The 11455-nt window shown below is 69.5% G+C and carries 8 protein-coding genes; 5 read left to right on the forward strand and 3 right to left on the reverse strand.

The features are described 5' to 3' along the window. Positions 1-365 precede the first annotated feature (365 nt). Both V5O40_RS26860 and V5O40_RS26865 read left to right on the forward strand, forming a co-directional pair. Positions 366-1157 (forward strand): deoxyribonuclease IV, encoded by a 792-nt coding sequence (locus tag V5O40_RS26860; RefSeq protein WP_332908053.1) that lies wholly within the window; start codon positions 366-368, stop codon positions 1155-1157. After that, complete coding sequence (locus V5O40_RS26865) at positions 1154-3595, forward strand: hypothetical protein (protein ID WP_332908054.1); 2442 nt, start codon at positions 1154-1156, stop codon at positions 3593-3595. Before V5O40_RS26860 ends, V5O40_RS26865 begins: the two co-directional genes overlap by 4 nt. Before the next feature lie 12 nt (positions 3596-3607). Here V5O40_RS26865 and V5O40_RS26870 read toward each other — a convergent pair whose 3' ends face one another. Continuing rightward, on the reverse strand, positions 3608-5140 hold the full coding sequence (locus tag V5O40_RS26870; protein ID WP_332908055.1) for a glycosyltransferase family 87 protein: 1533 nt from the start codon (positions 5138-5140) through the stop codon (positions 3608-3610). Between the two features lie 316 nt (positions 5141-5456). Between V5O40_RS26870 and V5O40_RS26875 the strand changes: the two genes are divergently transcribed. Beyond that, positions 5457-5702, forward strand: a complete 246-nt coding sequence (locus V5O40_RS26875; RefSeq protein ID WP_332908056.1) for a DUF2690 domain-containing protein — start codon at positions 5457-5459, stop codon at positions 5700-5702. 187 nt (positions 5703-5889) lie between these two features. Here V5O40_RS26875 and V5O40_RS26880 read toward each other — a convergent pair whose 3' ends face one another. Then, entirely contained in the window at positions 5890-8772 is a 2883-nt protein-coding gene (locus tag V5O40_RS26880; protein WP_332908057.1) for a transglycosylase domain-containing protein, read from the reverse strand. Between the two features lie 196 nt (positions 8773-8968). Next, the gene (locus V5O40_RS26885) at positions 8969-9430 is read right to left on the reverse strand and encodes a DUF5318 domain-containing protein (RefSeq protein WP_164448785.1); all 462 of its coding nucleotides are present in this window, start codon (positions 9428-9430) and stop codon (positions 8969-8971) included. Between the two features lie 174 nt (positions 9431-9604). Between V5O40_RS26885 and V5O40_RS26890 the strand changes: the two genes are divergently transcribed. Both V5O40_RS26890 and V5O40_RS26895 read left to right on the forward strand, forming a co-directional pair. Then, positions 9605-10243, forward strand: a complete 639-nt coding sequence (locus V5O40_RS26890; RefSeq protein ID WP_093409356.1) for a PadR family transcriptional regulator — start codon at positions 9605-9607, stop codon at positions 10241-10243. 23 nt (positions 10244-10266) lie between these two features. After that, positions 10267-11346 carry an inositol-3-phosphate synthase gene (locus V5O40_RS26895; RefSeq protein WP_332908058.1) on the forward strand — a complete coding sequence of 360 codons (1080 nt, stop codon included), beginning with the start codon at positions 10267-10269 and terminating at the stop codon, positions 11344-11346. Positions 11347-11455: the final 109 nt, after the last annotated feature.

The raw sequence follows: 11455 nt of genomic DNA on the forward strand, positions 1-11455 counted from the left end.
GGGGGGCGGCCCCCGCTCGGGGGTGCCCCGCCCCCCACCCGGGGTCCCCCCCCACCCCCGGCCACGGGGCCGCGGGGCGCCTGGTCCGCATTCCTTGGGTGGGACCTGGGGAGGAACGACCACACCGATGAGGTTGGACCGGAGACGCCCCGCGGAGCTTTATCACGTTGTTACCTGACGTTATCGCGGAAGCCGGTGCTTCACGGGGCAAATCCCGGAATTACCGACAATTTCCCTGTCGAGCTCCGGTCGGGTCGCCGTGACCGGAGGATCCATTGGTATCAACGACTACCGTCGGTGCCGGTGACGCGGCCGGACAGCGGGCATCGCCCCGGCCGTCCGAGGCGGGACGTAGGCTCGCCTGCATGCGTATCGGAGCCCACGTCGATCCGGCCGACCCGCTGGCGGAGGCGACCGCCCGAGCGGCAGACGCCGTGCAGTTCTTTCTCTCCGACCCCCAGGGCTGGAAGTCGCCGCAGCCCCGCGCCGACGCCGCGGCGCTGAGCGGTGCCGACGTCGACGTCTACGTGCACGCGCCGTACGTCATCAACGTCGCCACCGGAAACAACCGGATCCGGATCCCCAGTCGCAAACTGCTGCTCGCGCATGCGAAGGCGGCCTCGGCCATCGGCGCCAGAGGCCTGATCGTGCACGGCGGGCACGTGAACGCCGGTGACGACCCGGCGACCGGGTTCGACAACTGGCGCAAGGCCCTGGCGTACGCGGCCGAGTCGGGCGGCTTCGGGGTTCCGGTGCTGATCGAGAACACCGCAGGTGGTGAGAACGCGTGTGCGCGGCGGCTGGACGCGCTCGCCCGGCTCTGGGACACCATCGGTGACCAGGATGTCGGCTTCTGCCTGGACACCTGCCACGCGCATGCCGGCGGGGAGGAACTGCTCGGTCTGGTCGACCGGGTGAAGGCGATCACCGGTCGGATCGACCTCGTGCACGCCAACAACTCGAAGGACGGGTTCGGGTCGGGGCGGGATCGCCACGACAACCTGTCCAGCGGGACCATCGACCCGGATCTCCTGGTCGCGGTGATCCGCGCGGCGGGTGCGCCGGTCATCGTCGAGACACCCGGCGGGGTCGAGGGTCAGGGCAGTGACATCGCATTCCTGCGCGGGCAGCTGGACGGGAAGACCGGAGCACGATGACCACGGACCAGTCCGCCTCCGGTGGCCCCAGGCCGACCTCGCAAGACGCTCGGACCACCGGGGGTTCGGCGTCCGGCGGCACCGACCCGCAGAGCCGCCGCGACCCCAACGGTGTCCCGGCGAGCGCCTTCAACGACGCCGACCAGGGCAAGCCCACCGGCAACGGTCCGGCCGACGCGACTCGCGCGACGCGCAAGCGCACCAGCGCCGACGATGCGCCGGGCAAGAGGGCGGGAACCTCAGCGGACACGGCCGCCGGCAGGACCGCTGCTGGCAAGAAGGCCAGCGCGGGCAACGGCAGCGACCGGGACAAGGCCGCCACCGGGAAGGCCCCGGCAGCCGGCAAGACTGCCAACCAGAGTGAGGTTGCCGCAGGCAAGACCACTGCCGCCGGCAAGGTTGTCGACCAGGACGAGGCTGCCCTGGGCAAGACCGCAGACCAGGGCAAGGCCAACGTGGACACGGCCGACGCCAAGAGCAGGGCCGGCGATCAGGACGGGCCTGGGAAGAAGGACGACGCCGGGGAGAAGGACGAGGGCGGGGAGAAGGACGAGGGCGGCAAGACGGCGGGCGGCGACGGCGCGGACGACGGGGGCAAGTCCGACGGCAAGCCGGCCGAGGGTGGGAGCAAGCCCGACGGCGCCCCGGCGGAGGGCGAGAGCAAGCCGGACCCGTGGGCCGCTTTCGGGCCGGCCCCCGAGCCGGTACCCACCTGGTACGGGCGGCTGGGCCGGCGGGTCGGTCGGCTGCTGATCCACGAATGGACGCTGGCCGCCGTCGCGTCGCTGGCGCTGGCCGTGCTGATGACCTGGCCGACCCTGCGCTACCCGGCACACACGCTGCCGCAGGATTACTGGGATCCGAGCCTCCAGGCCTGGCAGATGGCCTGGTCCGGGCATATCCTGCTGACCGAACCGGCCCAGCTCTGGCACGCCAACGCGTTCTTCCCGGAGCGGTGGACTTTCGCCTTCTCGGACACCCTGCTCGGGTACGCGCCGGCCGGCATGATCGGCACCGGTCCCGAGGCCGCCCTCGTTCGCTACAACATCATGTTCGTGCTGGCGCACGCTCTCGCCACCTTCGGCGCTTACGTGCTGGCCCGGCAGCTCGGCGCGAGCCGGACGGGTTCCGCCGTGGCCGGTGCCGCCTACACCTACGCGCCGTGGCTGCTGGCCCAGGCCGGCCACCTGCACGTGGTCTCCAACGGCGGCATTCCGCTGGCGCTGGCCATGCTGGCCCGGGGGCACGGCTGGTCGCTGCGGCACGGCTACCGGCCGGAGCGCCGGCACGAGGGCTGGGTGTACGCCGGCTGGCTGGTGGCCGCCTGGCAGCTCAGTCTCGGGTTCGGGATCGGTCTGCCGTTCGCGTACGTGCTCGCCGGCGTCGTCCTGGTGGCCGCCGTCATCTGGTACGCGAAGCGGATCTTCTGGCGACTCAAGCGCCCCTTCGGCCAGCGGCTGTTCGTCGCCGATCTGATCGGCGGGCTGATCTTCGCCGGGGTGGGCGTCCTGATGGCCATCCCGTACTTCACCGTCGCGCAGTTGCACCCGAACGCGGAGCGGACGATCGACGACATCGCCGTCTTCTCGCCGCCCGCGACCGGTTTCGTCACCGCCCCGGCCGAGTCCCGCCTCTGGGGCGGCCTGCACGAAGGTGCCCGGTCGCTGCTGTCGTGGCATCCGGAGATGACGTTGCTGCCCGGCTTCGTGCTGTACGCGCTCGCCCTCGGCGGGCTGTTCTTCTCCGTCTGGAAGGTCCGCCAACGACTCCTGCTGCTCGCCGGGGTGCTGGTCGCGATGGCCCTGTCGATGGGCACCGAGCTGTTCGACGGTCGCTTCACCTACGTGCCACTCTTCGACCACCTGCCCGGCTGGAGCGGCATCCGGACCCCGGGCAGGTTGATGCTGTGGGCCACGTTGCTGCTCGGGCTGCTCGCTGCGGGGGCGGTAAGCGCGTTCGCCGTGCGGGTCCGGGAGATCTCCGCCGAGCGGATTCCCTCCTGGCCGAGCCCCTGGCTGCGTCTGGCGACCCTGGTGCCGCTGCTGCTGGTGATCGCAGAGGGCACCAACACCACCCCTCATCCGGTGGTGCCGGCGCAGCCGGCGGCGATGCGTTCGGTCGACGGCCCACTGCTCGTCCTGCCCAGCGGGCAGAACCACGACCAGCCGGTGATGCTGTGGTCGACCACCCGGTTCCAGGACATCGTCAACGGGGGCAGCGGTTTCACCCCACGCCAACTGGACGACGTACGCCGGGTCGCCATGACGTTCCCCGACCAGACCAGCGTCGACTACCTGCGCACGCTGGGCGTGCACAACGTCCTGGTGCTGCGCGACAAGATCGCCGGCACCCCGTGGGAGGTGAGCGTCGACGCACCGGTCGACGGGCTGGGCATCACCCGAGAGGAGATCGGCGACGTCGTCGTCTTCCGTCTCTGAGCGCGCGTCGGCTCACGTGGTGGTGGCCACCGGCGTCGGGCTCGGCTCGTCGGTCGACCGGCGGCTTCGCCATCGGTCCAGCCAGGAGGCGTCGGGGGTGCCGTCGAGCAGGCCGCCGTCCGGGTCGTCGGCGTAGGTGCGGCGTACCGCGTCCTGCTCCGGGTGAAGGATCTCGCGTACGACCAGGACGACCAGGGCGACCACGGCGGCCAGGCGCAGGCTCGCGGCGAACACGAAGACGCCCTCCGGGAAGACCGGCGTGCCGGTTGACGCGCCGAGCAGTTGGCCGTAGAAGGCGATGAAGTAGCAGACCTCGGCGGCCTGCCAGACGAGGAACGCTCCCCACCGGGGCCGGGCGAGCACCACGAGCGGCAGCAGCCAGAGCACGAACTGCTGCGACCAGACCTTGCTGAAGATCAGGAAGGCGGCAACCACCAGGAAGGCGAGCTGGGCGAGTCGGGGGCGGCGCGGTGCCAGCAACGCCAGTGCGCCGATGCCGAGGCAGGCCAGCCCGAACAGGGCGTACGACAGGTAGTTGAGCGTCGGAATGTTGGCGTCGAGCCACTGGAAGGGTCCGACGCTGGCCGGGTCGCCGAACTTCCCGTCCAGGTAGCGACCGATGTACCAGAACGTGCCCCAGTCGATCGGGCGGGTGGTGTTCAGCTCGAAGAATCGGTCCCAGTTGTCCCGGTACGGGATCGCCGCCGGCAGGTTCACCAGTACCACCGTCACCGCCGCCGTGCCGATGGACAGCAGCGCGGCCCGGATCCGGTTGGCACGTAACGCGAGCACCAGGATGGGCCCGAGGATGAACAGCGGCCACATCTTCGCCGCACCACCGAGCCCGAGCAACACTCCGGAGAGCGCCACCAGGCGCGTGCCCTTCGGGCCCGGTCCGGAGCGTGCCCAGGCCAGCAGGCCCAACGCGGCGAGCCCGATGGCGAGCAGATCCCAGTTGACGGTGGCGGTGAGCAGCAGCGCCGGAGCGAGCGCGAAGAGCGCGGCGTCCCACGGGCGCCGACGGCGCAGCGCCAGGATCACCGCCACGGTGACCACCGCCAGCGCACCGAGCACGAGTGCGTTGAGGTTGTAGAACCACTGACCCTGGTTCATGTCGGGGTTGCCGTCGCCGGCCGAGTGGACCGGCAACCCGAGCGCCCCCATGAAGTACCCGGTCAGCACCGGATACTCGACCGGGTGGTCCCGGTAGGGCACCGCCCCCTCGTTGAGGCGCTCGGCGTAGTAGAGCGCGAGCACGTCGGTGTAGCAGAAGCGGGTGTACTGCTCGTTGTTCACCCACGCGCCGTCCTGGCAGGGCGACTTCTGCACCCAGTGCAGGGCCAACGTGAGGCAGGTCAGCGCCAGGACGATCCGTACCGCGGTCCAGAACCGGTTCTCCGCGCCGACGGGCCGGTCGCGGGCGACCGCGTGGTCGCCGAGCGGACCGCCGATCAGACCGGAAAGCCCCCGGACGAAGCCGTCGGAGCGGGACGGGTGATCGGGGGCACCCGATCCATCGATGCCTGGCGTCGACTTCGTGCTCATGACCGTGCATCCTGCCGTATCCCTTGGGCGGGCAGAAGCCGAAACCCGCCGCTACCCACAGACCGGTTGATCCTCGGTGCCTTCGCGGGGTCGACAGCGGAACGCGTACGCATCGCCGAAGCACGCCGAACCTGGTGCCCCCCGCACGCGCGGCAGGTGCCCTACGATCTTCACATCGACCCGACACGATAGGTGTCGGGCCGGTGTCCGTCGTCGTGGCCACGGCACAGGCACGTCATTCGGATCGGCAATGACTACGGCCCGGGCGATCAGCCGGGCGCAAACGGGGATCTCATCGTCGCATCGGGCGACTGCCGTGCCAATCGCACGCTGGTCGCAGACCTGCCAGCCCAGCACCATGCGGTGTTCCTTCATCGACGTCCAGACGCCGTACACGGCCACCTACGTCGAGCTGCGCTACAGCCCGTTCTGCCGGACCGCCTGGGCCCGGCAGACCGGCAGCTTCGGTTGGCTTTCGGGAGTGCTGGTGCAGAGCTACAACACCAACGGCACCCTGCGGATGACGGTCGACGACAGGAACTCGTCGGGCACCTGGTCATGATGGTGAACGACAAGGGTCTGACCGCTCGCGCCTGCTTCTACCAGTACGACAGCGAGTGGGACTACGAAGCCGGGAACCGTCGAATCCCGTACTGCACCGCGCGGTACTAGCCGACCGGTTCCAGCATGACAACCGCGCCGCGGGTGGCCGGAGAACTGTCTCCGGCCGCCCGCGGTGTCAGCGGGAGCTACTCCCGACTCGTCGTTCCGGGCGGTAGCAGGCCGCCGCCCCCACCACCCGGCCCGCCCGGCCCCTGATCACGATCGGGTGGGGTGATCGGGTTGTTTCCACCGTTGTTGCCGCCGTTGTTACCGCCGTTGTTGCCACCGCCGAGTTGGCAGAGAAGGTCGATAGGGTTGCAGTCCTGCTGGTTACCACCCGGCGGAGGCGGCGGAGGCGGCGGCTCCTCACCGTTACCGGCATCCTCGTCGCCAAGTCCGGTCACGTCCGGCAGGTCGGACGGGTCGTAACCCTTCAGCGCCTCTTCCATGAACTGCTTCCACAGCTGCGCCGGCAGGGTGCCACCGCCGATGTTGCTACCGCCCCGGTCGACGATGGCCCGCTTCTTCGTGTCGTGGCTACCGATCCAGACCGCGGTGGCGACGTTCTTGTCGTAGCCGACCATCCAGGCGTCCTGGTTCTTGTCGGTGTTGTTGAGCTCCCAGGTGCCGGTCTTGCCGGCGACCTCGCGGTTAGCCACGCTGGCGTTGTTCTTGCCCGGGATCTCCTTGAGCACCGCGGTGACCTCGTCGGCCACCTCCGGCTTGATCACCTGCTTGGGCGCGAGCTTCTCGCCCGTGCCGCGCACCTTGTCCCACTTGCCGGTTGCCTTGTTCTGCTTCTCCACCATCCGGACGAAGTGCGCCTTGTTGTACTTGCCACTGTTGGCCAGGGTCGCGAGGCCGTTGGCGTGGTCAAGCACAGTGATCGGGTACTGGCCGTAGGCGGCCACCCGGTCGAAGTACTTGGGCGCGAGCTCATCCGGCTTGTTCTTGATCAGGTCGTGCGCCCGCTGCTTGTCGTCCCACATGGTGCGGATGCCGGCCCGACGGGCCATGTCGATGACCTTGTCCGTGCCAATCTGCTCCGCGATGTGGAAGAACGGCACGTTGTACGACAGCACAGTCGTCTGCTGCAGGGTGCAGGACTTGTTACAGCTCTGCCGCACGTCGCGGTTGGCGTTCACGATCGGCTTCTCGAAGCCGTCCGGCTTGAACGGGGTGGCGTCCCAGCGGGACTTGACCGAGATGCCGGCGTCGATGGCCGCAGCGAGTGTGTAGACCTTGAACGACGATCCCGGCGGATGGCCACCGACGAGCTTGCCGTTCTGGTCGGTGTTGAGACCCGCGTAGTCGAAATTCGCGCCACTGTTACCGCCGTAGTAGGCCAGCACGCGTCCGGTCTTCACGTCAACCGACACCACCGCTGGCATCAGGTTCTTCGGCTGGTTCGCCAGGAACGTGCCCTTGCGACCGACCTGGGCGATGGACTCCAGCGCCTTCTGCATCTTCGGGTCGATGGTGGTCGTGATCCGGTAGCCACCCTCACGCAGTTCGTCGACGCAGCTGGGCTTGCCCTCGGCACCGTAGTTGGTGCACAGGCCCCACTCCTCCATCTCCTGCCGCACATAGTTGATCACGTTGCCGCGTGGGGAGGCGACGCCGAAGCCGTTGCTCTCCTTCGGCTTCTGGACCTTCGGGTACTCGGTCGGTCGCTCCGGCTTGCCCGGGGCGTTCAGCCAGCCCTCCTCGACCATCCCGTTGATGACGTACTCCCACCGGGACTTCGCGTCGACCTCGTTCGTCTCCGGGTCGAAACCCTTGTGCGTGGCGCTGGCGACCGGCTGCTTGATCAGCGCGGCGAGCACCGCGCCCTGGGCCACCGTCAGCTTCTTCGCACTGGTGTTGAAGTACGTCTGGGCCGCCGCCTCGATGCCGTACGCACCACGACCGAAGTAGATCACGTTGAGGTAGTTCTCCATGATCTCGTCTTTGGTGTAGTTGTCGTTCAGCTTGGAGGCGAGGATCGCCTCCTTCACCTTCCGCGCGTAGCTGTCGTCCTGGAGGTTCTCGTAGGCGTTGCGGGCGTACTGCTGGGTGATGGTCGAGGCACCCTGCTTGTCGCCACCGGAGAGGTTGTTCCAGGCGGCCCGGGCGATGCCCTTGTAGTCGACGCCCGAGTGCCGGTAGAAGTTGCGGTCCTCGGCGGCGGCCACGGCGTCGCGCACATGCTGGGGGATGCTGTCGATGGTGACGAAGGTGCGGTTCTCGTTGCCGAGCCTGGCAACCAGCGTCTTGCCGTCCTTGGCGTAGACGGTGGTGGACAGCGGCAGCGGGATCTCCTTGGGCAGCACCACGTTGGTCGAGTAGTAGGTGAACCCGACCACGCCGATGCCGGCCAGCATGATGAACACCGCGAAGCCGGCGATCAGCATGTTCATCCGCTTGCGCTTGCGGGCGCGGGCCGCCGCACCCGGGTCACGGCCACCGCGGCCGGGCCCGGTCGGTCCACCCGGTCCGCCGGGGCCACCCGGTCCGCCAGGGCCGCCGACGCTCGCCCGCGCCACCGCGGCCCGGCCACCGACGCCATTCACGGAGGCCGACCCGACGCTCGCCCGACCGGCCGATGCCGCGCCCACGGCGGCGGCGCCGACCGAGGCGCGACCCGGCCCGGCCGGGGACACCGGCACCGAGGCACGGCCGGCGCGGCCCGGCGCGGGCGAGACCGGCACCGAGGCCCGACCGGGACCAGCCGGCGACACCGGCACCGACGCACGGCCGGGGACGGCTGGCGAGCCCGGCACGGAGGCGCGGCCAGGACCGGCCCGGCCGACCGGTGCCGCGCCGGCGGCACCGCCCCGCGGGGGAACGCTCGCCGAGCCGCCGACCGAGGCACGGCCGCCGACCGAGGCACGGGCCGACGGGCCGGAGGTCTCCGGCCCGGTCGACCAGTTGACTCCACGCGGTTCACCACCCGGGCGGCGGTACGCGTCGTCCGCCTGCCCCGGGTCGTCCTGGCCTGGAGTCCAGGCCCGGCCGCGCGAGGAGCTGGGATCGCCGTACGAGTTCATTCCTCACACCCTGCCGTCGCGGTGGGGCGCGGTCGCACCGCCACCGGTTTGCCGTGAGTTTTGACACCCGGAAGCACGGCACGGGGGTGCCGTGATCCCAGCGTCAGATCCGCATCAATCGGACCATTCAGACCTGCAAGCCGTCGGTCGCCCCAGCCGCGTCGCACGCGACCGGGGCTGGCCGATCGAGCTCGAATCACCGTTGCGCCTCTCGCCTTCGCCGGACACCCGTTCCGTCCGCGGTCATGCCGCTCGCCTCACCGTGCTCCGGGTCGCCGTCGGCGACACCGGTCAGACCGTCCCGCCCGAGCAGGTACTGCTCGACGAGATGGTTCCAGTCACAGCCGAGGCACACCTCCACCACGAAGACCTGGAACTCACGCAGCGTCATCGCCAGCACGGTCAGCTCAGCCACATTACGGGCTTGGCCGGCCGATTGCTTGAGTTCGTCCCCGTAAATGTAATGGACCAGGGTCAGGTTCTCGCTACGGCAGATCGGGCACCGCTCGTCGGTGGACTCGCCGTGGAACCGAGCCGCGTTCTTCAGGTAGGGCGACGCGTCGCACAGGTCATAGGTGCCGACGCGGCCGGCGAGGAGCTCACGCAGCGCCGCTCGCTTTCGGAGCGAGTAGTCGACGACCTGGCGCTGCGTACGCATGCGGCAAAGGGTACGCGGTCTCATCTGACGAGGCGACCACCGTGACGATCCGTGACCGGAGGACATCAGAACGGGGGTTTGCCCAGACTGGAACGAGACGCTACGGTGCGATGTATCGGTCCGATACATCGTGGCGGTTAGCGCTTCACGCACAGGGTAAAGGGAGGGTGGCCGGTGCTCGAACTCGCCATCCTCGGCCTGTTGCAGGAGGCCCCGATGCACGGCTACGAGCTGCGCAAGGAGCTCACCGCCAAGCTCGGGGCGATCCGCGCCGCCATCAGTTACGGCTCGCTCTATCCGACCCTGCGCCGGCTGCAGGCGGCGGGATGGATCACCGAGGCCGACGAGACACCCGCCACCGCCGAGGAGGTTCCCGCGCTGACCAGCCGACGAGGTCGGGTGGTCTACGAAATCACCGCGGAAGGTAAGGAACGCTTCGCTCAGCTCATCGCACAGACCGGGCCGGAAACCTACGGCGACACCGGCTTCGGTGTGCACTTCGCGTTCTTTTCCCGAACCGACCAGGCGACCCGACTTCGAATCCTGGAAGGTCGCCGCCGCACGATCGAGGAACGTCGCGAGGGACTTCGCGACATGCTGGGCCGCGCGGCCGAGCGCCTCGACGCGTACACCCTGGAACTGCAGCGCCACGGCCTGGAGGCCTGTGAGCGTGAGGTCCGCTGGCTGGAGGAGCTCATCGCCAACGAGCGCTCCGGCCGTGCCCCGACGGTCCCGCACGACGGGACGGCCGGCGGCCCACGACAAGACAACAGCCCGCCTCCGCCTGGAGAGACCAGGACAGAGCGGCCGTGACAAAGAAGAAGGAGGCACACGCGATGGGCTCCGTCCGCGTCGCCATCGTCGGTGTGGGTAACTGCGCCTCGTCCCTGGTACAGGGCGTCGAGTACTACCGGAATGCCGACCCCAACGACCGCGTCCCGGGTCTCATGCACGTCACCTTCGGCGACTACCACGTCTCTGACGTGCAGTTCGTCGCGGCGTTCGATGTCGACGCCAAGAAGGTGGGCATGGACCTCGCGGAGGCGATCGTCGCCAGCGAGAACAACACCATCAAGCTCTGCGACGTGCCGCCGACCGGCGTCACCGTGCAGCGCGGCCCGACCTTCGACGGGCTCGGCCAGTACTACCGCGAGATCGTCGAGGAGTCCGACGCCACGCCGGTCGACGTGGCCAAGGCGCTGCGCGACGCGCAGGTCGACGTGGTCGTCTCGTACCTGCCGGTCGGCTCGGAGCAGGCGGACAAGTTCTACGCCCAGGCCGCGATCGACGCCGGCTGCGCGTTCGTCAACGCTCTGCCGGTGTTCATCGCCTCCGATCCCGAGTGGGCGCAGAAGTTCACCGACGCGGGCCTGCCGATCGTCGGCGACGACATCAAGAGCCAGGTCGGCGCCACCATCGTGCACCGCGCCCTGGCGAAGCTCTTCGAGGACCGGGGCGTCGAGCTGCTGCGTACGTACCAGCTCAACTTCGGCGGCAACATGGACTTCATGAACATGCTGGAGCGCAACCGCCTGGTCTCGAAGAAGATCTCGAAGACCCAGTCGGTGACCTCCCAGGTGCCGCACGAGATGGCCAAGAGCGACGTGCACATCGGCCCGTCCGACCACGTGCCGTGGCTGGACGACCGCAAGTGGGCGTACATCCGCCTGGAGGGCCGCTCGTTCGGTGACACGCCGCTCAACGCCGAGCTGAAGCTCGAGGTGTGGGACTCGCCCAACTCGGCGGGTGTCATCATCGACGCCGTCCGGGCCGCGAAGATCGCGCTGGACCGGAAGATCGGCGGCCCGATCCTGTCGGCCTCGTCGTACTTCATGAAGTCCCCGCCCGTGCAGTACGCCGACCACGACGCGCACGCCGCCGTCGAGGAGTTCATCGCCGGCGAGGTCGAGCGCTGACGCGCCGACCACCAGCAGCACCGGCGAGGGGCCGGGGCCCCCGGCCCCGGCCCTCGCCGGGCCGGGGGGCCCGGGCGGCCCCGGCCGCCCCGCCGGGCCCCGGGGGCGC

This window comes from Micromonospora palythoicola, assembly GCF_036689795.1.
GTDB lineage: Bacteria > Actinomycetota > Actinomycetes > Mycobacteriales > Micromonosporaceae > Micromonospora > Micromonospora palythoicola.

What these genes read in the sequence shown, in the direction of transcription:
- V5O40_RS26860 (WP_332908053.1), top strand. Translation starts at nt 366, where the DNA reads ATGCGTATCGGAGCCCACGTCGATCCGGCCGACCCGCTGGCGGAGGCG.
- V5O40_RS26865 (WP_332908054.1), top strand. Translation starts at nt 1,154, where the DNA reads ATGACCACGGACCAGTCCGCCTCCGGTGGCCCCAGGCCGACCTCGCAA.
- V5O40_RS26870 (WP_332908055.1), bottom strand. Translation starts at nt 5,140, where the DNA reads ATGAGCACGAAGTCGACGCCAGGCATCGATGGATCGGGTGCCCCCGAT.
- V5O40_RS26880 (WP_332908057.1), bottom strand. Translation starts at nt 8,772, where the DNA reads ATGAACTCGTACGGCGATCCCAGCTCCTCGCGCGGCCGGGCCTGGACT.
- V5O40_RS26885 (WP_164448785.1), bottom strand. Translation starts at nt 9,430, where the DNA reads ATGCGTACGCAGCGCCAGGTCGTCGACTACTCGCTCCGAAAGCGAGCG.
- V5O40_RS26895 (WP_332908058.1), top strand. Translation starts at nt 10,267, where the DNA reads ATGGGCTCCGTCCGCGTCGCCATCGTCGGTGTGGGTAACTGCGCCTCG.